Genomic DNA, 21,142 nt, shown 5'->3' on the forward strand with positions numbered 1-21,142 from the left:
TTTTTCTATTACAATCACGGACCGTTGGTCAAGCGGTTAAGACACCGCCCTCTCACGGCGGTAACACGGGTTCGAATCCCGTACGGGTCATCATATACACCGAAAGCGCCTCTGTACACTTATCCGAATAAGTGTACAGAGGCGCTTTTTATTGTCGTTTGAAGGTTTTATTACCATAAGTAAAGCCTTATATAATTAAAAGAAGACAAGCCAGCAAGCTTGCCTTTATCTACACTATGAATAATTTCACAGGAAAAGTAGCTAAACTATTACTTTCAGCAGCAGTTTTTATCCGCGTCTTCCTCCTCGACCTCCCCGTTTCGTTTCGGTGCTACGTTTAAGGGTCGTTAAGCGGTCTTCACTATCTTTTAAGAATTTAGCCATTTTTTGCTCAAAGTTTTCCTTGGGTTGGAAACTGTTACCTTTCGAGCGGAAGTCTTTGGAACGGCTGTCATTCCCTCTTCCTTGGCGCGGACGTGGTGTGTATGCAGGTTTTTGCTCAGCTTCAGGACGGTCTATCGCTTTTTTTATGGACAAGCCAATCTTGCCATCTTTCACATTGATGACTTTCACCTCGACTGTATCGCCCACTTTTAAATGATCATTAATATCTTTGACATAGTTATCAGCCACTTCACTGATATGGACAAGACCGGTTGAACCTTGAGGGAGCTCTACAAATGCACCAAAATTAGTTATGCCTGTTACTTTACCTTGTAACTTGCTGCCTACTTCGATTGACATAAAAAAAATGTTCCTCCTTAGAAATGTTAAAAAATCTCTTCACTCTATATTATAACGAAAGTAAAAAAACAGTGTCAATATTAGTCACTATCTTCCTTCCCTTTTGGAAGGGTAAAAATGATTTCACCTTTTTCAGATAAGAAATAATCCCGTCTGGCTATTTTCGCTATATAGTCATCGTCATTAAGCTTTACGATTTCTTCTTTAAGAAGGGTCTCGTCCTTTTCCAATTTAGCTAACTTACCCTTCAATTCTTTCTTCTGTTGAATTTTCTCATCAAGTGCAACATTTTGCGTTAGAAGGGTGGGAACAGCCAAAATCAAAAAGACAGCGGCGAAAACTGAGTAAAGTGTCAATCTACGCATTAGACCACGCTTCTTTTTTTCTACTGTTTGTACTTTTTTCTCTTGTTGAGCGACGTAGGGATTTTCTATTTTTGCCACTTTCCTTTTACCAAGGCTACTCATGTATTATCGCTCCTCATTTCTTTTTAGTTCTCCATCTATTTAGCGTTCTATTTATAGAATTCTTTATTTTCAATAAAATCCCTTTTCCTTTATTATAAAACTTCCCGACGTTTTTCGTAACAAAAACCGGCAATAAATTCCATATATAGGTCAGAATCCATTTTAATGGCCTCCAGAAAATATTTAAAATAAAGAGAAGTATTTTCCCCGCCCATTTTAATAATGCTAAAACGAACTTACCTATCCCGATAATAATGGCTATTACAGATACTATTAACCATTTTATCGGAAGAAATATCAGCATTTGAACCGCATCAGTTATAAATCTCGCCAACTTTATCACCAGTATTATCAAAAGCTCTAAAAAACGTTGATAGAACCCTTTGAAAAGTGCTTGATAAGCTGAAAAACCACATAATAAGGCCAAAAATAAATAGAGGCGAAATTCTCCCTCATTCACTAAAAACAAAACATAAAAAATAAGGAGACCCTGAATGATCCAGAAAAGGAAATCATGGATGAATACAATCCACCTTTTCCTTTCTGAACGCTTCAGGAACCTGCTATACGTATCCAGGGCAGCCCCAAAGGCACTGCCCATGCCTATCATCGCAAGCAACGTATAAAATTGGGTCGTTAAGGTCATTTGAACAATTTGCCAAAGAAGCCTTTAGCTTTCTCCCCTGATTGCTCATCTAAATAAACGAGGTCGAAAATCTTTCCCTTAATGGAAACGATGCCCTTATCAACGTCTAAATTCTTCATTTGCAAGTTTTGGCCCCGGATAGATAAGAATCCCATTGATGTTTCTAGCAAAAACTCTTCATTATCAAAGCTTTCCACTTGTTTGACACCGGTAATATCAAGTAAACGGCGGCCTTTCATCGTTACATCATGCTCTTGGATCGTTCCCTTTGTGTAACCAGCATTCGGATCAATATATTGGCTCATTTTTTCATCCCTCACAGTACCACTGATTTTGTACAAGTGTATGTCCGTAAGAAGGGAATTAGAACCAAGCCTGTCCTTACTCCTCTGCTAGCTTCTCTTCCTTTATGATGGAATACATATCTGCAGCCGCTTCTTTTTTCGTCGTTTCTTGAATTTTATCGACTCGCACAGTAACCAGCTTTTGACCGAATCGTACAGTTAATTCATCACCATCTTTAACACTCGAACTTGCTTTTGCCTGTTGTCCGTTAATCGTGATTCTCCCTTTATCCGCAACTTCCTTCGCAAGTGTGCGGCGTTTGATCAACCTTGAAACTTTTAGGAATTTATCCAATCTCATCGACATTCAAATCTCTCCCTTAATTAAAGTCCTTTAGCTTTTGCCTCATCCCAATATGAATCCAGTTCTTCTAATGTATAATCCTCAAACTTTTTGTCTGCCCTTTGAATGCTCTCTTCTATATATGTAAAACGCTGGTGAAATTTCTCGTTTGCTTTGTAGACGGCTTCTTCTGCTTGTATGTCATAATAACGTGAAATGTTGACAAGCGCAAAAAAGAGGTCGCCCAGCTCTGATTTAATTCTTTCGACATCCCGATTCGGGCTTAATATTTCCTCTTCTAATTCCTGCACTTCTTCTATAACCTTTTTCCACGCTTCGGAAACCTCATCCCAATCAAATCCAACCTTCGCAGCCCTTTTTTGGTACTCTTCTGCCCGAATTAAGTTTGGCAGCGATTTCTCAATACCATCCAGAATGGAAATTGAAGCCTTTGTTTCGCTCCCTTTCTCATCTTCTTTGATTTTCTGCCAGTTCACTAATACATCTTCCTCGCCATTCACCTCAACATCCCCGAATACATGAGGGTGGCGCCGAATCATTTTTGCAGTAATGCCTTCAATCACATCATCCACCGTGAACATTCCCTCATCTTCGCCGATTTGAGAATGAAGCATCACCTGAAGGAGTACATCCCCAAGTTCACCAACCATGCCCTCATCGTCCTCTTCATCTATGGAATCAATAAGCTCGTATGCCTCTTCTATTAGATATTTCTTCAAGCTTTCATGAGTCTGTTTCTTATCCCAAGGGCATCCGCCAGGACCTCTAAGTTCTGCAATGACCTGCCGCAGTTTAGAAAACTCCCGATACCGTAACGCTTCTTCTCTAACAGGCGGGACATAAACACTCGTCAAGTTACTTAACTCCATCTGACGGTCGAGTTCGAACAGTGCGCACTTTGTCACTTTTTCCTGACTGCTGCCTGCCGCTGTGACGATATATACCTCGTAGTCATCCGGAAGCTTTTCCATTAAAGTCAACTTCACATTGGACGCGCTGAAAGCATCATACACCTGCCCGATTATCATGTGCTGGGTAATGTGCAAATCATCCGGAGAAAGATCTGTACCATCCAAAAGCTGGAACCCTTCAATCGGATCGATCTGAACAGCCTGAAACAAGGGATCAAGAAAACTTTGACCGCCTTCTAGCTTAATGGCTATTCCAAGAGACGGACCCTTTTCGAGCAAAAGCTGAACCGTTTTTTCCGCAACCATTGGATGCCCTGGAACCGCGTAAAGAACGGAACGGCTTGAAGCCTCCTGTAATAGTGTTTCAGCAATCTCTTCATATACCGCTTCAAATTGGTCGTGCTTTTCATATATCTCGTCAAATGCCGTGAAATTGATGCCTTCCCTTTTCAAATCCCCGATTACAGGATGATCTATCGTTCTGACGAAGCATTGTTCAGTTTGTGTCAATTTTTTATAAATCCCTAGCGGAAGCTGATCTAAATCTCCTGCACCAAGGCCTATTATCGTAATCTCATTCATCTCGTATACTCCTATTCGTTATTATAAATCGTTTAAGCTTTGATCCAGCAGGTATAAGTGAAAGTTCTTCTTCACCAAATAAACCTGCACGAATGGCGGTCATCACAAAAACGGCTGCACCGATCCCTACACCGATCAGCGCTTGGATCGTAGCTAACATTCGGCTCTCACCTGAAAACATCAATTGGAATAAGGCATTGAATATAAGAACCGCCGTACCCATGTAAACCGTACTCTTCAAAATTATTAACAGGTACTTCCTTTCAATTAATGTCTTTTTAATATGTACTCTCAATACCGTATAAAATAATGCAGTCATGATCATAAATGCAAGTACGGTTGCCGAGGCTGCTCCCGCGGTTTTGTAATGGGGCACAAGAACAAGGTTCAAAGCCCACTTGCTACCCACACCTATAATCGTAATGATCACCGGCACAAACGAGTAACCTAAACTTTGAAGCACTGCCGCTTCTGCCATTATGATGGATGTAAATAAAATCGATAAGGAGAAAATTGCTAAAGTAATTGTTCCTTTGGCATCCGTGAACAGCATTTGATTGACCGGCTTAATCGTTACTAACAGTCCAATCGCAGCAGCAAGTCCAATTGTCGTACTTACACGCAGCGCCAATTTAATCTTATTGAGTAATTCTTGTTCACTTTTCTTCTTAACAAATCCAGATATTACAGGTACAAGCGCCAATGCAAAAGAATTAGCCACGACTGTCCCTAGCTGAAGCAATGGCTGTCCACGGTCATATACCCCTTTCCATTCTTTAGCTTCCTTTTCCCCCATCCCCGTATCCCTTAGTAGCGAATACAGGTGCAGTGAATCAACAAACTGAAACAAGATAAGGATCAAGCCAGTTATGCAAAAGGCCAACCCTTGAAAAACCAGGACTTTGGAAATCTTGATGAAATTTACCGGTTTGATATTCATTCTTAAAAAAAGCTTCCATTCTTCTTTTAAAATTACGAAAACAATAAGCAGTACCAGGCCAGTTATGCCGCCAGTAATCGAACCGAAAACCGCCCCCTTACCGACCACATAATGAGAGTAGCCCTGATACACGAATATTGTGGAAAGCACCAGTATCGTCAATACACGGATACATTGTTCAGCGACCTGCGAACTCGCTGTAGGTATCATGTCGTTTATTCCTTGAAAATACCCTCTTAATACGGATGAAATCGGCATTAATAAATAGGAATAGGCAGTGATTCTTAGCAGACTGGCTAAATTCGGATCCTTCATCCATCCGGCAATCCAATCTGCGCCAAGAAACAGTGCAGCAAACATCATGATTCCTATCGAACTTAAGACGACGAATGAGGTGACTAAAATGTCCTTGACCGCAAAATTATTTTTTGAAGACTCCCGCTCTGCGATCAATTTGGATATGACAACAGGGAAGCCAAGTGTTGATAATGTAAAAGCAACACCGTAGAAGGGATATACCTGCTGATAGATATAAAACCCGATGTCGCCTGCTATGTTCTGATAAGGTATGCGATATGCCGCGCTCAAAACTTTAACGATAATCGCTGCTACGCTCAGGATCAGCGCACTTCGAAAAAGTTCATTTGAAGTTTTATAAGGCTTTTCAGCCATTCTTTTTCCCCTTTTCACTCATATGTGGTAGTTATTATAGCATAATTCAAGTGGTTAATTTTCATTTGTAACCATACTGTTAATTAATCCCCATATTCACCTCGAGAAAATGCTCCTCCTTTTTATTGTCCTCCCCAATCCGTTTAATAAAGAGCAAAAAGGGCAGCGATTGCTGCCCTTTCCACATCTAAAAATATAATGGCATGTCCAAACTTACTGTTCCATTTGTCTAGCTAGAAAACTTGCTGCGGTTTCAACCGATTTCTGTTCCACTTCTCCAATGGTACCTTCTTTAGAGAAAATCAAGACGGCACCAATCGGGTCGCCACTCGCAATGATCGGAGCTGCAGTATATGATTGGACCTCTTCGTCATTTGAATCAACGAAGGAAATTTGTCCATTCGGAGATTCCAAAACAGGATTTCTTTCTTCCATGATTTTTTCCACTAGTTCACTAACGCTTTTATTTAAGTATTCTTTTTTGGAGCCACCTGCCACTGCAATGTAAGTATCCCTGTCACAAATCATAACTGGGTTTCCAAGGCTATCATAAAGTGCTTCTGCATATTCTCTTGCAAAATCTCCTAATTCACTAATAGGAGAATATTTCTTTAAGATGACTTCTCCGTCTCTGTCTACAAAGATTTCCAATGGATCCCCTTCACGAATACGGAGGGTCCTTCGAATTTCTTTCGGGATGACGACTCTTCCTAAATCATCAATTCGGCGAACGATACCAGTTGCTTTCATCTAATGTTGCCTCACTTTCATCTAATTGATTTGATAAATCCTCTTTTTGTAGCAAAATCATCACCAGCTATTGTACTTAGTATTTTTCTAATGGTAAGTTCTATGCACTTTGAAAAAATTTTTCTTTTCGTTGCACTCTTTTACCATGGTATCTTAAAAAACATTTCTTCAAGAGGATAATCATTCACTTTTAGTTCTTTGTGGCTTGAGTCTCTTTTTTTACATGCTGTAAGCCCTTGGCCATCTCAAATAGGATATTAAGCCATTTGCTTTGTTCTACGCCTTTTATGTGCAGGACCAGCTTCATTCGATTGCCGTCCATGCCAAAGCCAACCATACGGCCATACTTTGATCCCAGCTCAAACACCTTTTGTCCATCCACATCGCTGCTTACCTTTTCCCTAATAAGAATGCTGATTTCCTGCTTCAATTGTTTAATGCTTTCAATTCCAGCTTTTTCAGCATATACCTTCATCTCGGCGATCATGAATAAATAGGCGACTTCTTCGGGATACTCTCCGAAACGATCGAGCATTTCATCTTGTAATTCTTCCACTTCTTCAAGTGAGGTAATGCCCCTGAACCTTTTATACATTTCTATTTTCTGATGTCCATCCATTATGTAGGCATCAGGTATATATGCATCCACTTCAACGTCAATTTCAAGGGTGTTCTTTTCTTCGACTGGTTGGTCATTACGTTTTGCATCCACCGCTTCTTTCAACATTTGTGAGTACAAATCAAAACCAACCGAATCGATGAAGCCGTGTTGTTGAGCCCCTAGAATATTTCCAGCTCCCCTGATGGATAAATCACGCATCGCAATTTTGAACCCTGAACCCAATTCTGTAAATTCCTTAATGGATTGGAGACGTTTTTCTGCGACTTCCGTCAATACTTTATCTTTCCTATAAGTAAAGAATGCATATGCCACCCGATTGGATCGCCCTACACGGCCACGTAGCTGATAGAGCTGTGAAAGTCCCATTCTATCTGCTTCATTCACTATTAGTGTATTTACATTCGGGATATCGACACCTGTCTCAATAATGGTTGTACTTACCAAAACATCATATTCACCCTCTAAAAAGCCAAACATGACGGCTTCCAGCTCTTGCTCTGACATTTGCCCATGAGCAAATGTCACACGGGCATCGGGTACTAACATGGAAATTTCTTCTGCTTTTCTTGCTATATCCTCTACCCGATTGTACAGGAAATAAACCTGGCCATCCCTGGCCAATTCCCGTTCTATCGCTTCCGTTACCAACGAGCCATTATACTCCATCACATAAGTTTGAATCGGGAAGCGATTCTCAGGAGGTGTTTCGATAACGGACAAGTCCCTCACGCCCAACATGGACATATGAAGGGTCCTTGGAATCGGCGTCGCAGTCAAAGTCAGTACATCCACATTTGTTTTTAACCGTTTGATCTTCTCCTTATGTGTAACGCCAAAGCGCTGTTCTTCATCTATGATAAGCAATCCCAAATCGCGGTACACGATATCTTTGGATAAAATCCTATGCGTGCCTACCACAATATCCACCGTGCCAGCCTTCAATCCTTTAATCGTTTCCGTTTGCTGTTTTTTACTCCGGAAACGGCTCATAAGACCAATCGAAATGGGATAATCCTGAAAACGCTCCCTTAATGTTTCATAATGCTGCTGGGCGAGGATTGTGGTCGGAACAAGAAAGGCAACTTGCTTGCCATCCATAATGGCTTTAAAAGCGGCACGGATGGCCACCTCTGTCTTCCCATATCCGACATCACCGCATAATAAACGATCCATCGGCCGTTCCCGTTCCATATCCTTTTTGATTTCGACTATAGAACGTAATTGATCTTCCGTTTCATTATAAGCGAATGAAGTTTCGAACTCTCTCTGCATATCACCATCAGGTGAAAAAGCATAGCCCTTTGCCGCTTCCCTTTCTGCATATAACTTGATTAAATCATCAGCAATGTTTTCAACTGATGATTGAACCTTGCTTTTGACACGTTTCCATTCCGTTCCGCCTAGCTTATAAAGCTTCGGTTCTTTCCCTTCTGAACCGACATATTTTTGGACAAGATCAATTTGGTCAACAGGAACATACAATTTGTCATCCGCTTGATAACGAATATTCAGGTAATCTTTATGGACCCCATTTATCGTAAGGGTTTCAATCCCTAAATATTTCCCGATACCATGGTTAACATGAACGACATAGTCACCGATCTTAAGTTCGGAATAACTCTTGATTCGCTCCGCATTCGATAGTTTCTGTCTCCGTGTCGATTTCTTTGACTTCTTATTAAACAATTCCGTTTCCGTAATGATACAGAATTTCTGCATGGGTAATTCAAAGCCGCTATTTAAACTGCCGCGTAAAATCTGTACTTTACCTGGAAGAATGCTGTTCGCATCAAACAGTTCTGCGGCCTCTATATCATAATCGGCTAAAACCGAATGCAGTTTTTTTACCCGTTCATCATCCTGTCCAAGTATGACGACTGTAAATTTCCCTTTTTTCCACCGTTCCAGTTCAGCTTTGAACACATTCATCTGGCCGTGGAAATTTTGCATTTGTTTACTGGCAAAATTCAGGATATTCTGAGGATTCGTATGCGGTACATGCCGTAAAAATAATGAAAGGTATACAAACGGCCTGCTGGATTTCATTATTAATTCCTGCATGGGATGAGCCAACTTTATGTCATGGATAATCTGTCCCTGACTTAAAAGGTCAGTGTACCAACCAGCCTCTTCCTTTTCCAAAGAATCATTGATTTCCTGGATTCGACTGATTTCATCTAAGAAAACCAAACCATTTACAGGTAAATAATCTATTAAACTAGCTGGATCTTCATAAGCTAAACTTAAGTATTTAAAGATTTGGTCTGGTTTATTTCCCATTTTCAGCTGCTCAAGTTCATAGCTGATCGTTTGAACCAGTTGTTCCTTGGTTTTCTCATCTTTAAGCTTCTTCAAGCTTTTACTTAATCCGCTCTCAAGCCTTGTTATCATTCTTTCGATGTGCTCTGTCTCTAGTAAAGCCTCACTGACGGGACCGATCGTCACTTTCTTGAGTTTCTCGATGGATCGCTGATCTTCGCTTGAAAAGGTCCTTATTGAATCTATTTCGGTATCGAATAATTCAATTCGTATTGGATTAGGTTCCGTGATCGGATAAATATCGATTATACCGCCCCGGATACTGAATTCACCTGGAGAAGCAACCATTTCAGACCGGTTATACCCCATAGCAATGAATTTATTAAGCGTTGGTTCGAGCCCGATGTCTTCCCCTAAATTGAACGTAAGCTGATGCCTCTTCCAAATATCCTTTGAAGGAAGCACACGACGGACCCCGGGAATCGGCGCAATGACAATCCCTTTCTTCCCCTCCGCCCAAAAATTCAATGCCTCTATACGTTGGGCCCTTAATTCCGGACTGGCCACACTCAAATCAGCCGCAATCAATTCATTGGCTGGATATATATATAATTCTTCCTCGGGAATGAAACTGGATAAGTCTTCATGGAATTTTTGTGCTTGCAATAAATTATGGGTAACTAATAAAATCGGCCTATTCGTCTTTTCATATACAGAAGCCAGCAAAAGTGATCTCGAGGAACCTGTCAGACCAGAGACGATTTGTTCCTTAAGCCCTTCATCAATGCCGGCTATTAACGAATGAACATCATCTTGTTTGGAGAACAAGTTTTGCAATCCATTCATTTTCTTTCCCCCCCTCTATAACGTGCGAAAACCATTTGAAACTCTTGTATTTAAACTTGGCCATTAAAACCAAGCGTCCTCTTTATTAACGGTAATTTCTCATTTTATATGCCCTTGTAAACCAGACAAACGGAAAAATGCTTTGGATTTTGTCCAAAGCCCTCTCCCGCTAATGAATAATATAATCGTTTTCATATAATTCAGGGTTTCTCTGCAGCGATTCATGACAATCTTCACATATCGCCCTTACATGCATATCCCCTTCAGAATCATAAACGATCATCTCTTGTCGCTCTTCATCGGTAAGTTGATTAAAACCTAACTGCTCCGTACTCAGTGAGTGTGCCTCGATTGAGCCCAGTTTAGTTCCGCAATGTCGGCATCGATAATGGAGAGCCATTTCGTAACCCCCTATTTAAGTAATAGTGTTAGTATGTACAAAAGTAGAGGGGATTTATTCAGCGAAACAGGAAGAATTATTCTTTACTTATATCTACTCTTTGCCTATTGGTTATATTCGTTCATGACCTGTATAAATGGTTTTTCCATCCAGGCTTCACAAGAAGCTGCGCTTTTTTCGATTGTTGCCCCTACATGATCCCATTCCTCAGGAGTAAAACGCCCTAATACATAATCAGATACTGGAATACGGCCTATAGGGCGGCCAATGCCTATTCTGATTCGATTGAATTCTTGGGTACCCAAATGGGCAATTGAAGATTTTATCCCATTATGACCGCCTGCACTTCCTTTTTGACGAAGGCGAAGCTTCCCTGGAGGCAAATCAAGGTCATCATATATAATGACTACATCCGCGATATCCACCTTAAAGAAATGCATGACTGCCGAAATGGATTCTCCTGATAAATTCATGTAGGTTAAGGGTTTAAGCAATAAAACTTTCTCTCCCTTTACCATTCCCACACCATAGATCCCCTTATGTTTTGCTTGGTCAAGTGGGATCGACCATTTTCTGGATAACTCATCTATTACTTCAAATCCGACGTTATGCCGGGTTTTTTCGTATTGTTTACCTGGGTTCCCTAACCCTACAATAATTTTCATGATTCACACTCCGTCATTACGGTTATTTAGGGAGTTACGTTGGGACGAAGTTTTTCCCAAGATCATTGACCTTAGAAAAATAGTACCCTAATTTCAAGCTGGACTGCAAGCGACCGGAGAACTAATTAGAAATAAACCCTAATTAAAGGAATCAATTCCTAAAAATGGCACAGTTTGAATAAACGCATCCAGAGATTGAAAAGACGTAACTCATTAAGAGCTACGCCTATTATATCATGATTCACTTGTTTAATCCCGGCATCATGACTCTGGTGACGCTTTTGTCTCCCTGCCCTCTGCATTTTCAGGGATACCTCCATCTTGCTGTTCACCTGTACCTATTTCCTCTTCCTGACGAGGAGCCAAAACAGATGCAACAACTTCTTCACCATCATTGTCGATAGTAACTTGCTGATTCGTTTCGATATCAGATATGTAGATTGTATCCCCTACCTGTAGTTCGGTAACGTCAACGTCGATGGATTCAGGAATGTCATTAGGTTTAGCCGTCACCGTCACTTCATGAAGAGACTGCTGAAGGACACCACCGTCTTTAACGCCTTTACAAACACCGACAAGGTTAATGCGAACTTGTGCCTGTAATTGAGCGGACATATCTACAATTAAAAAGTCTGCATGATAAATGAAGTTCTTTATAGGATCCTTTTGATAGTCAGAGAGCATGACTTTATAACTCGTTCCTTCCAAGTCCAAAGAAATGATACCATTACGGCCTATTTCCTTTATTGTCTTTTGAAGTTCAATATTATTGACCGAAATGGCTGTACTGTCATTTTGATTGCCATATACTATCGCAGGGATTTCGCCGCTTTCCCTCAAATTCCTTAAATTGGACTGTTTTAAATCCGTACGTTCTTTTGCAGCTAATAAATTACTCATACATCCTCCGCCTTCCTAATTATAAATTACAAGTTTCTCTATATTTAACATTTCCCTAAATGGCGAGGCATTAAACATGAAAGGTAGAAACTGAAGGCTACAATAACAGTATAAACATATGGTAAACAAAGGAATTTCCTACAAAAAAACTTTTTGATTCTTTTTTATTATGGTTTAAGCGTGAATCGCTTTTTTTCCATTTCGCCCTTAACTTGCATGACTCTGTTAAGTATTTGGGCAGCTACTATTGAATATTGTCCTTTGCCGTGGTCTCGGCAGATTGATTTCCTTATTCATGACCCCTTTTCCGATTAATAGGACTAGGTCTTAAAAGCAGTACGGCTTCTGCAGCATTTGTAACAAGTGAGGCAGTCAAGTAGTCCTTTTTCCTCTATCGTTCTTCAATCAGCTTTAGATGCCAATCCTCGTCAAAGCATTCCAAGAGGTGAGAGCAGTTTCCTCCAAAGCTTTTGACGAACATCAAAGCCTTTATTCAAACCAACCTTCTTCCCCTTAATCTTTCACATTTTTTAATGGGTGATTCTTTTGCACGACGATAGCCTCTCCTGAAGGGTTTGCTGGCTGTTTAGCCATATAGACAAGTGAAGCTTTGGCTGCCTGTCCAAATATCGGTGGCGCCTCCCCTGTAAGCCCAAAATCAGGCTGGACATTCAAGGTTTCAAGTAGCCGGGGTCCTGCTGGAGTCCAATCGACGGTATATCCCATATGTTTTAAATGCGTTTCCAGTTCCCCTGTTGATTTTTAAAGATTAACGACCCGAATTTTTGATAACCGATTCGAATGGCATTATCCGACCCTTTCGTTTTTTGGAACTGTTTTTTCCTCCCCGCATATGCACTTAATATCAGCATGAGGATGCTCGCCACACATTTCATTCACACCCTTCTTGAACTATTTATCTAAAATAAAAGGCTCCTTTTCTTCACCAATATGACAGTAGGGCAAAAAACGCCTAATGTTCAATGGTAATTGAAAAGGAGCCTTCGGTAGTCCGGTCGGCGTTCAGTTGTATGACCTACTTAACTATGAATTAATTATTTTCGAAAGAATGGTTTGAACCAAAACACGACGAGCCCAAAGGCCCGCCGTGTTTTGGTTACTTTATTGTTATCAATCGAATAATGTGCTGACTGATTGTTCCTCATGGACACGAATAATTGCCTCTGCAATCAACGGTGCTACAGAAAGTCCCACAATTTTATCGATTTTCTTATCTTCGGATAGGGCAATCGAGTTAGTTACGACCAATTCCTTGATTGTTGAATTTTGAATCCTTTCGATGGCAGGACCTGAAAGGACCGGGTGTGTACAACAAGCATAAACTGCTTTAGCACCATTCTCTACAAGTGCATTGGCCGCTAGTGTAATAGTACCTGCAGTATCGATGATGTCATCAATCAGGATAGCTGTCTTCCCTTCAATATTACCTATGATGTTCATGACTTCAGCCACGTTCGGTCTTGGGCGGCGCTTATCGATAATGGCAATCGGTGCTTTTAGGCGATCTGCCATTTTACGTGCACGTGTTACACCACCATGATCAGGAGAAACGATGACGATATCACTTAAATCTTTTTCTTTGAAGTGATCCGCTAAGATCGGAACAGCTACAAGGTGATCAATCAGAATATCGAAGAAACCTTGAATTTGTGGCGCGTGAAGATCTAATGTAATTACACGGTGGGCACCAGCTGTCTCTAAAAGATTAGCAACTAGTTTAGCTGTAATTGGTTCACGCGCACGCGCTTTACGATCTTGTCGGGCATAACCGTAATATGGCATTACAATATTGATCGTTTTAGCTGAAGCACGTTTAAGAGCATCGATCATAATTAAAAGTTCCATTAAATTTTCATTGACTGGTTGACTTGTTGATTGGATTACGTAAACGTCACAGCCACGAATACTTTCTTCAATATTAATCTGAACTTCACCGTCACTGAAACTTGTTACGCTACATTTTCCAAGCTCAACACCGATTGCAGCAGCAATTTCTTGAGCTAAATCGAAGTTTGAATTTAAAGAGAATACTTTTAAATTAGGATCTAAATACTGATTTGACATGTTGACCTCCGTCGGTTATTTATTAAATTTCAATTTCTTGACATAATCTTCTTTATTAACTTGACGAGCCCGAGCAACGGATAGAGCTTCCTGCGGTACATCTTGAGTGATGGTTGACCCTGCAGCTACATATGCTCCTTCTCCTATCGTCACAGGTGCAACAAGATTAGAATTGCAGCCTATGAAGACATTGTCTTCAATCTTCGTCAAATGTTTATTTTCCCCGTCATAATTCACGGTAATAGATCCGCAGCCTATATTAACATTCTCCCCAACCTCTGCATCGCCAATATAACTCAAATGGGAGGCCTTGCTTCCTTTGCCAAAAACGGTCTTTTTAATTTCTACAAAATTACCGATTTTAACGGAATCCTGAATATCTGATTGAGGTCTAACATGTGCAAAAGGACCGATTTTAACAGAACTTCCAATACTGCTTTCGTGTACAACCGATTGGAGGATTTCCGTTCCATCACCAATTTCACAATTTTTGATTTCTGTATTCGGGCCAATCAAACAATCCTGCCCGATAATACTATTTCCTTTTATGCATGACCCAGGGTTAATGACCGTATCCTGTCCGATCTGCACATCCGCTTCAATGAACGTAGTAAGAGGATCGATGATTGTTACGCCATTCCTCATATGCGATTCATTGATGCGTTTCCGTAAAATTTGCTCAGCCTGCGATAAAGCCACTCGGTCATTTACACCTAATGTCTCCTCGAAGTCACTTGATTGGAAGGCCGTCACCACTTCGCCTTCTTGTTTTAAAATTTCAATAACATCCGGTAAGTAATATTCTCCCTGGACATTTTCATTTGAAACTTTTTTCAGCGCGCTAAATAATGCTTGGTTATCGAAGCAATATGTTCCGGTATTTATTTCCTTAACATATTTTTCTTCATCAGTGGCATCCTTATGCTCGACGATTTTTTCTACAAGTCCGCCTCCACCGCGAAGGACCCTTCCATAGCCAGCAGGGTTATCTGCATATGCTGTTAAGATTGTTGCTTTCGCCTGACTCTGCTCATGCAATGCTATAAGCTCTTTCATCGTTTCTGCTTTGATCAAAGGCGTATCACCGCAAATAACAAGGGTCGTTCCACTTTTATCGGATAAAACGCTTTCCGCTTGCATTACAGCATGTGCCGTACCTAATTGCTGACCTTGTAAGGCATACTCGCATGAATCACCAAGTTGTTCTTGAACTTTTTCAGCTCCATGGCCGATAACTGTTACAATATCTTCTATTTGAAGTTGATTGACTTGATCGATGACATGTTGTACCATTGGTTTTCCGCAAACAGGGTGTAAAACCTTATAAAGCTTAGATTTCATCCTAGTACCTTGCCCAGCGGCCAATATTATTGCATAGCGATTACTCATAACAGGCCTCCATTTTCACCTTTTTATCCACTAAAAATATTATCTCAAATAGTGATTCTTTTCAAGGTAACAATTAAAAGTACATATAATTGTCAACCGCAAAGGTAAATTTTCGCAGCCTTAAAAACGTTTTTATTGGTCCTTTTAGTCTTCTTTTAAATCATTCAAGTAAGAATAATATGCCTGGTCCATGTTATATTCATTATTGGCATAATACAGAAACCATGTCTTCTCCCCTTTATAACACAAGCTACCCTCATTATCCCAAAACACTACTCTGATCGCATTATGCCCTATGTACATGCCTTTAGGAACCACTGCATCCTTTGTTAACGCCCATTCCGAAACTCAGTTACAGATCCATTTCATATTCAGGTCATTAGAGGTATAGTAAACTCCGTTAATGCTATTCTGTCCATCCCGCTTTTTTGGGGAGGCAATATAAGGATGAATAAAAAAGGTTTAAAAAATAAAAAAGTCGGGTACTTAAACCTTTGAAGATAGCACCGTGATCATTACACTATCTGCCAAATTAAACAAATTCCTGTCTAAAAAGGGGATAAGTTCTAAACTTATCGTTTCCGAATAAAATAAAAAAGAGCACTACTTATGAAGTAGGCTCTAGGTGCACGAATTATAAATTTAAAGTTTTAAGGCAAGGTTAATTAAGAAGCTCCTGCTCCAGCTTCCTCTAATTCAGTTTCAAGTTCTCCCAATCGATGATATTCTGTCAAGACAGCTTCTTGAATTTTCCCGCGTGTCGAGGAATTGATTGGATGAGCGATATCCCGGAATTCTCCATCTGGAGTTCGTTTACTTGGCATAGCTACAAATAAACCATTGTTTCCGTCGATTACACGAATATCATGAACCACAAATTCATTATCCAATGTAATTGATGCGATAGCTCTCATACGACCATCCGTATTCACACGGCGTAATCTTACGTCAGTTACTTCCATTTAAGCTCACCATCCCTTTTTGTTGTTGTTAAAACTTAAAGTACATATTCAACAAAAAAACGTGAACTCCTTCTATTATCTGTAAGTTTTTTAGAAAATTCAGCCTAGTTTTCAAAAATACTAAAAATCACCCTTATATTACAGGGAAATTGCCCATTGCCAATTCCCTTTAAAAAAATTCACAAAAAAAACGCCCGTTTATTTAACGAGCGCAACCACTTCTATTTCCACTAGTGCATCTTTAGGAAGCCTGGCAACCTCTACACAAGAGCGAGCAGGTTTGTGACTTGAAAAATATTCTCCGTATATTTCATTAATCGAACCGAAATCGTCCATGCTTTTAATGAATACCGTAGCTTTAATGACAGTTTCCAATGAGGCTCCCGCTTCTTTCAATACAGCTTGGAGATTTTTAAAGACCTGGTGTGTCTGTTCCTTAACATTCCCTGTTACCATCTCACCAGAAGCAGTAAGAGGGATTTGTCCTGAACTGAAAAATAACTTATCCACGATCACGCCTTGTGAATATGGGCCGATCGCTGCCGGTGCTTCATCCGTATGTATCGTTTTCATGAAATGATTCCCCCTATTCCTTTTGCGAAAAATAATTCCCACGACTGACATTGATTTTTTTGTCTCTTTCGACCACCTGGGTCAACTTGATCAGTGAAACATAGTCCTCGACAAGACATTCTTCAGTATGTTCGGATTCGACCAGCACCGCAATTCCGGCAACTGTTGCCTTAAATTCATCCAATAAACTGACCATACCATTAATGGTACCCCCAGCCTTCATGAAATCATCTACAATTAATACATTCGAACCCTCAACCAAGCTTCTTTTAGAGAGTACCATCGTCTGAATCCTCTTTGAAGAGCCTGAAACATAATTGATGCTCACTGTAGAACCTTCCGTTACTTTATTATTCCTACTTACAATGACAACTGGAACATTCAAATAATTTGCCACGGCGTATGCTAATGATATCCCTTTAGTTGCCATTGTCATAATGACAGAGACATTTTTCTTGGCATACATTGAAGCGATTATCCTTCCAACCTTATTCACGGTTTGTGGATGACCTAATATGTCTGTCATATATAGATAGCCGCCAGGAAGTAACCTTTCGGGACTAGCGATCGTATCGCATAATCCGTCAATGAAGGTATTGACTTCAGCTTCCTTGATGGAAACAATATACTTCACTCCACCTGCCGCACCTGGAACAGTTGTTAAAGAACCTATCCCGCGTTGTTCAAAGGTATCTTTGATGATTGTCAAATCTTCACTGATCGAGGATTTTGCCGAACTATACCTTTCAGCAAAATAAGTCAGCGAAACAAGTTCCCCTGGATGTTCTAATAAATAATTGGTCATATCGACTAGCCTCTCGCTGCGACGAAATTTCATTGAGACACCCCCTTTGTGAATTCCGAATATTATATAGCAACTATACCACTAATGTACGTTTCTATTCAAGATTGTTTCGATCACCTAATAAGCGGACCGCATAGACTTGATCACAAAATCCCCGAAGTCCATTATAAATTCTTTGCATCCGCGAATCATGCTCCACCAAACCAAAAACGGTCGGACCACTTCCGCTCATCAAGACCGAATCTGCTCCAAATGTTTTCATTTGATCTTTAATATTCGCAACCTCTGGGTATAACTGCAATGTCACTTGTTCTAGAACATTGCCCAAACCCTGACATACATCGTGATAATTATTTTCCTTAATAGCCGAAATCATTCCAGGTACATCTGGGTGATCCATTTTAGAAATTTGGAGCCTTTTGTATATATCAGCAGTCGAAACGCCGATTGTCGGTTTGGCCAAGATGACCCAGCATTTTGGCGGTGCAGGGAGATGCGTGATTTTTTCACCGCGCCCTCTTGCCAATGCCGTTCCTCCATACACACAAAATGAAACATCAGAGCCAATTTCAGCTCCTATTTCCGCAAGTTCATCCATGGAAAGACCAAGCTTCCACAGTCTATTTAAGCCTCTCAAGGTAGCTGCAGCATCACTGCTTCCACCAGCAAGTCCTGCAGCTACAGGTATATTTTTCTCTATGGTTATAGAAACACCTTTATTGATACCAAAACGTTCCTTTAGAATAAATGCGGCTTGATAAGCTAAATTCCGGTGATCATCCGGAACAAATCGATTATGGGATAGAATTTGAATATGATTTCCCTTAATTTCCTTTAGTTCAATTCTATCGGCAAGGTCGACTGTCGTCATGATCATTTCCACCTCATGATACCCATCAGGCCGTTTGAAAAGCACATCCAAAGCCAAATTGATTTTAGCCGGGGCTTTTTCCATAAGCTTCAATATGTCCACCTACTTTAACGTTCTTAAAAGTTCTTGTCCTATTCTATCATATTTGTTTATATTCTAAAGGTTTTTTCACCGTAATTTCAATGTAATGAGGCTAAGATGACCTTTAGAGGAGAATAGACACATGTAGGTACATGGGAGATCAACTCATTCCTGCTTCCCAAAAGACTTGCTACATATCCATATATAGCATTTACCGATACATAAAAAAACCAGACTCCTTATCTACAATGTAAGCAAAAATGAATAGGGCTATACATTGTATAAAGAGTCTGGCTTCTTTCAGTATGACAGCATGATACAATTAAGTGTTTATCTTACTCTTTGTTCACCAATTGACGTTGCGCTTTTTCGATCGCAAGTTTCACCATGTTTCCTGCGTCCCTGGCCCGGATTCCTCCCCAGCCTTCTTTCTGGACAACATCGTAAAATCCAAGTTCTTTTGCCAATTCCTCTTTAAGATCGTTTGACATAATCCCTTTTTTCCTGCCCAAGCGAAACAACCCCTTTCACATGCTGTCACATGCCTAGTGTTTGCATCATACGCTATTTCATTACATCCTTTTTAAGCCTTTATTGGAGCTCACAGGATATTTTTAAAAAACAAAAAGCAGCAAACAAAAATTGTTCGCTGCCTCGTCTAAGTTAAATCTCTTGTTGTTTGTTTAAAAATGTTAGTTCTACGGTTTCCGTTAAAACATCCGCATAGCTGTAAGATACTCTTTCAAACGCATTTTCGTCTTGGTCGAGCTCAATTACAAAAACAGCCGGATAAGTTTCCGCCAAAGTTCCAAAACGTTCTACAGTCTTTCTTCTTCCACCGTTTGCTTTTAAGAGCAATCTTTTACCTAGGTTTGAATCAAGTGCAGTTTTAATATCAGCTAGAGTTTTTGGCATTTTCGGTCCACCTCACTAAGTTAAGTATATCACAAATTACAAATATACGCAAACAAAATAATAAATTATATCAGCACTTAAAAATGTAGTCAATATATTTTTATCTGAAATCCGGCAAAATCGCGAACAATTTTATTATATCCTGGGAAATGAAAAATTATGTAAACGAACTATTTCATTATTTATTAAGCCGAATTTTCGTAATTTAATCCTCACCTAGTGACATCACTCAACAAAAACCCTGGTTTTTGTTGATAATATCCGAATTCTGACACGATAAAAGCAAGCTGCATTCTTTCAAAATGCAGCCCGTTCATTCTTCCTGAAATGGCTTGAAAGGCAACCCCGTCCGCAACACCCCTTTTGTCTCAACTCCGCCTAAGCCCTTCTCTCCCGTTAATGTATTCCGAAGGACATCCCATACATGAAGATGCTCAGAAAAAGGCGTAAAGCTTATCTTTCCGACTATATATACTGGATCGAGAGCATGAATATTTACACGGGAAGGGGAACTTGCAAAATTTGCCCCAGCTTGGATCAGCGATTCAAAGTGAGATTGACATGCCCCGGCAAAGATAATAAGTTGATCTAAATGAGAAACCTTCCTTCTCGCTTCTCTAACTGTCAGTACAAAGTCCTTAGAGTGACGGTAGGCATTGATATCGGACATTGGTCCTTTTGATTTTGAATAAGCATCATGACCGGTGACAACAAGGATATCCGGCCGATAATGGTCCAGTAAACCCCCGATTCTTTGGGGCATTTCCTTTTCATTGCAATAGATACCGTTGACCGGAATACCGAATTTCTGATATAGATCCATGCATTTTTTTAAGTAAGATGCATCCCCATCAACATGGAGGACCCTACCTGGTATCTGAAAATATTCACCGCTATAACGATAGCCATTACTGGATTGATAGCCGTTTTTTTGTTGTTGCAGCTCCAGATCTTGTGTTAATAAGCGGTCTGATTGTTCTAGAAGTACCTCATTCGACCTTTGCCTATCATTTCTTTCATTATCATTTATGATCATTAAATCTTGAAAAGGTGCATCTGCAATCAGCCGGATATCTTCCCCATAAAGAATTGCTTCACGTCTTCCATCAATATCGCGGATATCGATTACCCGGAACAACACGTCGCATTTATAAGAAACCCGACCAACAATATCGTTTATTTGAATATTCATGGCCCCACCCCATGAGAAGACTTATTTTCAGCCCGCCCTAGTTTATTTTCATTCTTAAGTTATGCGAACCATTCTTGAATGGTGAAAGATGGGGATTGACTACATTTTTGGGTACGTTCCATTCATGTTAGGCCAATTTCAAAAATCGAGTAGGAGGAGGCGCCTAGCCTCCGACCTCTCACACCACCGTACGTACCGTTCGGTATACGGCGGTTCA

The 21,142-nt window shown here is 40.3% G+C and carries 23 protein-coding genes and 1 tRNA gene; 1 reads left to right on the top strand and 23 read right to left on the bottom strand.

Features of this window, described 5'->3' with window-relative positions:
• Positions 1–18: 18 nt before the first annotated feature.
• Positions 19–90 (top strand) — tRNA-Glu (locus tag N9I19_RS20310).
• Between the two features lie 198 nt (positions 91–288).
• Here N9I19_RS20310 and N9I19_RS20315 read toward each other — a convergent pair.
• From N9I19_RS20315 to yabG, 23 genes are all read right to left on the bottom strand, one after another.
• A complete protein-coding gene (locus N9I19_RS20315) occupies positions 289–744 on the bottom strand; it encodes a S1 domain-containing RNA-binding protein (protein WP_061440341.1) in 456 nt (151 codons plus the stop codon).
• An 80-nt stretch (positions 745–824) separates the two neighbouring features.
• A complete protein-coding gene (locus N9I19_RS20320) occupies positions 825–1,211 on the bottom strand; it encodes an FtsB family cell division protein (protein ID WP_061440340.1) in 387 nt (128 codons plus the stop codon).
• A 13-nt stretch (positions 1,212–1,224) separates the two neighbouring features.
• Positions 1,225–1,857, bottom strand: a complete 633-nt coding sequence (yabQ, locus tag N9I19_RS20325) for a spore cortex biosynthesis protein YabQ (RefSeq protein ID WP_284469088.1) — start codon at positions 1,855–1,857, stop codon at positions 1,225–1,227.
• Complete coding sequence (gene yabP / locus N9I19_RS20330) at positions 1,854–2,162, bottom strand: sporulation protein YabP (RefSeq protein WP_053348985.1); 309 nt, start codon at positions 2,160–2,162, stop codon at positions 1,854–1,856. The genes yabQ and yabP overlap by 4 nt, the downstream gene beginning before the upstream one ends.
• Positions 2,163–2,238: 76 nt before the next feature.
• A complete protein-coding gene (locus tag N9I19_RS20335) occupies positions 2,239–2,502 on the bottom strand; it encodes an RNA-binding S4 domain-containing protein (RefSeq protein ID WP_061465928.1) in 264 nt (87 codons plus the stop codon).
• A 23-nt stretch (positions 2,503–2,525) separates the two neighbouring features.
• Positions 2,526–3,998, bottom strand: a complete 1,473-nt coding sequence (gene yabN / locus N9I19_RS20340) for a bifunctional methyltransferase/pyrophosphohydrolase YabN (RefSeq protein ID WP_317778813.1) — start codon at positions 3,996–3,998, stop codon at positions 2,526–2,528.
• A complete protein-coding gene (locus N9I19_RS20345; RefSeq protein ID WP_284469090.1) occupies positions 3,991–5,610 on the bottom strand; it encodes a putative polysaccharide biosynthesis protein in 1,620 nt (539 codons plus the stop codon). The genes yabN and N9I19_RS20345 overlap by 8 nt, the downstream gene beginning before the upstream one ends.
• Before the next feature lie 213 nt (positions 5,611–5,823).
• Positions 5,824–6,360 (bottom strand): stage V sporulation protein T, encoded by a 537-nt coding sequence (spoVT, locus tag N9I19_RS20350; protein WP_061144055.1) that lies wholly within the window; start codon positions 6,358–6,360, stop codon positions 5,824–5,826.
• A 190-nt stretch (positions 6,361–6,550) separates the two neighbouring features.
• On the bottom strand, positions 6,551–10,087 hold the full coding sequence (gene mfd / locus N9I19_RS20355) for a transcription-repair coupling factor (protein WP_317778814.1): 3,537 nt from the start codon (positions 10,085–10,087) through the stop codon (positions 6,551–6,553).
• Between the two features lie 169 nt (positions 10,088–10,256).
• The gene (fin, locus tag N9I19_RS20360) at positions 10,257–10,487 is read right to left on the bottom strand and encodes an anti-sigma-F factor Fin (protein WP_061440335.1); all 231 of its coding nucleotides are present in this window, start codon (positions 10,485–10,487) and stop codon (positions 10,257–10,259) included.
• A 104-nt stretch (positions 10,488–10,591) separates the two neighbouring features.
• Entirely contained in the window at positions 10,592–11,152 is a 561-nt protein-coding gene (gene pth, locus N9I19_RS20365) for an aminoacyl-tRNA hydrolase (protein ID WP_089364280.1), read from the bottom strand.
• Positions 11,153–11,413: 261 nt separating this feature from the next.
• The gene (locus N9I19_RS20370) at positions 11,414–12,052 is read right to left on the bottom strand and encodes a 50S ribosomal protein L25/general stress protein Ctc (RefSeq protein WP_061440333.1); all 639 of its coding nucleotides are present in this window, start codon (positions 12,050–12,052) and stop codon (positions 11,414–11,416) included.
• A 513-nt stretch (positions 12,053–12,565) separates the two neighbouring features.
• On the bottom strand, positions 12,566–12,778 hold the full coding sequence (locus N9I19_RS20375; protein ID WP_317778815.1) for a type 2 periplasmic-binding domain-containing protein: 213 nt from the start codon (positions 12,776–12,778) through the stop codon (positions 12,566–12,568).
• 5 nt (positions 12,779–12,783) lie between these two features.
• A complete protein-coding gene (locus N9I19_RS20380; RefSeq protein ID WP_176432011.1) occupies positions 12,784–12,948 on the bottom strand; it encodes a hypothetical protein in 165 nt (54 codons plus the stop codon).
• 235 nt (positions 12,949–13,183) lie between these two features.
• On the bottom strand, positions 13,184–14,137 hold the full coding sequence (locus N9I19_RS20385; protein ID WP_317778816.1) for a ribose-phosphate diphosphokinase: 954 nt from the start codon (positions 14,135–14,137) through the stop codon (positions 13,184–13,186).
• A 15-nt stretch (positions 14,138–14,152) separates the two neighbouring features.
• Complete coding sequence (gene glmU, locus N9I19_RS20390) at positions 14,153–15,526, bottom strand: bifunctional UDP-N-acetylglucosamine diphosphorylase/glucosamine-1-phosphate N-acetyltransferase GlmU (RefSeq protein ID WP_089364278.1); 1,374 nt, start codon at positions 15,524–15,526, stop codon at positions 14,153–14,155.
• Between the two features lie 665 nt (positions 15,527–16,191).
• Complete coding sequence (spoVG, locus tag N9I19_RS20395) at positions 16,192–16,488, bottom strand: septation regulator SpoVG (protein ID WP_034316332.1); 297 nt, start codon at positions 16,486–16,488, stop codon at positions 16,192–16,194.
• A 198-nt stretch (positions 16,489–16,686) separates the two neighbouring features.
• Positions 16,687–17,061 carry a RidA family protein gene (locus N9I19_RS20400; RefSeq protein WP_061440329.1) on the bottom strand — a complete coding sequence of 125 codons (375 nt, stop codon included), beginning with the start codon at positions 17,059–17,061 and terminating at the stop codon, positions 16,687–16,689.
• Between the two features lie 13 nt (positions 17,062–17,074).
• Complete coding sequence (gene purR, locus N9I19_RS20405; RefSeq protein WP_061440328.1) at positions 17,075–17,899, bottom strand: pur operon repressor; 825 nt, start codon at positions 17,897–17,899, stop codon at positions 17,075–17,077.
• A gap of 61 nt (positions 17,900–17,960) precedes the next feature.
• A complete protein-coding gene (ispE, locus tag N9I19_RS20410; protein ID WP_061440327.1) occupies positions 17,961–18,830 on the bottom strand; it encodes a 4-(cytidine 5'-diphospho)-2-C-methyl-D-erythritol kinase in 870 nt (289 codons plus the stop codon).
• A gap of 323 nt (positions 18,831–19,153) precedes the next feature.
• Positions 19,154–19,330 carry a small, acid-soluble spore protein, alpha/beta type gene (locus N9I19_RS20415; RefSeq protein WP_061440326.1) on the bottom strand — a complete coding sequence of 59 codons (177 nt, stop codon included), beginning with the start codon at positions 19,328–19,330 and terminating at the stop codon, positions 19,154–19,156.
• 151 nt (positions 19,331–19,481) lie between these two features.
• Positions 19,482–19,733, bottom strand: coding sequence for a biofilm formation stimulator Veg (gene veg / locus N9I19_RS20420; protein ID WP_061440325.1), 252 nt, complete (start codon positions 19,731–19,733; stop codon positions 19,482–19,484).
• A gap of 313 nt (positions 19,734–20,046) precedes the next feature.
• A complete protein-coding gene (yabG, locus tag N9I19_RS20425; protein ID WP_317778817.1) occupies positions 20,047–20,925 on the bottom strand; it encodes a sporulation peptidase YabG in 879 nt (292 codons plus the stop codon).
• Positions 20,926–21,142: the final 217 nt, after the last annotated feature.

Origin of the sequence: Peribacillus sp. CSMR9, assembly GCF_033141925.1 — a bacterium.
Taxonomy (GTDB): domain Bacteria; phylum Bacillota; class Bacilli; order Bacillales; family DSM-1321; genus Peribacillus; species Peribacillus simplex_A.

What these genes read in the sequence shown, in the direction of transcription:
- yabG (WP_317778817.1), bottom strand. Translation starts at nt 20,925, where the DNA reads ATGAATATTCAAATAAACGATATTGTTGGTCGGGTTTCTTATAAATGC.
- N9I19_RS20320 (WP_061440340.1), bottom strand. Translation starts at nt 1,211, where the DNA reads ATGAGTAGCCTTGGTAAAAGGAAAGTGGCAAAAATAGAAAATCCCTAC.
- N9I19_RS20335 (WP_061465928.1), bottom strand. Translation starts at nt 2,502, where the DNA reads ATGAGATTGGATAAATTCCTAAAAGTTTCAAGGTTGATCAAACGCCGC.
- N9I19_RS20370 (WP_061440333.1), bottom strand. Translation starts at nt 12,052, where the DNA reads ATGAGTAATTTATTAGCTGCAAAAGAACGTACGGATTTAAAACAGTCC.
- mfd (WP_317778814.1), bottom strand. Translation starts at nt 10,087, where the DNA reads ATGAATGGATTGCAAAACTTGTTCTCCAAACAAGATGATGTTCATTCG.
- N9I19_RS20375 (WP_317778815.1), bottom strand. Translation starts at nt 12,778, where the DNA reads ATGGGATATACCGTCGATTGGACTCCAGCAGGACCCCGGCTACTTGAA.
- N9I19_RS20345 (WP_284469090.1), bottom strand. Translation starts at nt 5,610, where the DNA reads ATGGCTGAAAAGCCTTATAAAACTTCAAATGAACTTTTTCGAAGTGCG.
- purR (WP_061440328.1), bottom strand. Translation starts at nt 17,899, where the DNA reads ATGAAATTTCGTCGCAGCGAGAGGCTAGTCGATATGACCAATTATTTA.
- N9I19_RS20400 (WP_061440329.1), bottom strand. Translation starts at nt 17,061, where the DNA reads ATGAAAACGATACATACGGATGAAGCACCGGCAGCGATCGGCCCATAT.
- spoVG (WP_034316332.1), bottom strand. Translation starts at nt 16,488, where the DNA reads ATGGAAGTAACTGACGTAAGATTACGCCGTGTGAATACGGATGGTCGT.
- N9I19_RS20385 (WP_317778816.1), bottom strand. Translation starts at nt 14,137, where the DNA reads ATGTCAAATCAGTATTTAGATCCTAATTTAAAAGTATTCTCTTTAAAT.
- yabN (WP_317778813.1), bottom strand. Translation starts at nt 3,998, where the DNA reads ATGAATGAGATTACGATAATAGGCCTTGGTGCAGGAGATTTAGATCAG.
- pth (WP_089364280.1), bottom strand. Translation starts at nt 11,152, where the DNA reads ATGAAAATTATTGTAGGGTTAGGGAACCCAGGTAAACAATACGAAAAA.
- N9I19_RS20315 (WP_061440341.1), bottom strand. Translation starts at nt 744, where the DNA reads ATGTCAATCGAAGTAGGCAGCAAGTTACAAGGTAAAGTAACAGGCATA.
- yabQ (WP_284469088.1), bottom strand. Translation starts at nt 1,857, where the DNA reads ATGACCTTAACGACCCAATTTTATACGTTGCTTGCGATGATAGGCATG.
- glmU (WP_089364278.1), bottom strand. Translation starts at nt 15,526, where the DNA reads ATGAGTAATCGCTATGCAATAATATTGGCCGCTGGGCAAGGTACTAGG.
- N9I19_RS20380 (WP_176432011.1), bottom strand. Translation starts at nt 12,948, where the DNA reads ATGAAATGTGTGGCGAGCATCCTCATGCTGATATTAAGTGCATATGCG.
- yabP (WP_053348985.1), bottom strand. Translation starts at nt 2,162, where the DNA reads ATGAGCCAATATATTGATCCGAATGCTGGTTACACAAAGGGAACGATC.
- veg (WP_061440325.1), bottom strand. Translation starts at nt 19,733, where the DNA reads ATGCCAAAAACTCTAGCTGATATTAAAACTGCACTTGATTCAAACCTA.
- spoVT (WP_061144055.1), bottom strand. Translation starts at nt 6,360, where the DNA reads ATGAAAGCAACTGGTATCGTTCGCCGAATTGATGATTTAGGAAGAGTC.
- fin (WP_061440335.1), bottom strand. Translation starts at nt 10,487, where the DNA reads ATGGCTCTCCATTATCGATGCCGACATTGCGGAACTAAACTGGGCTCA.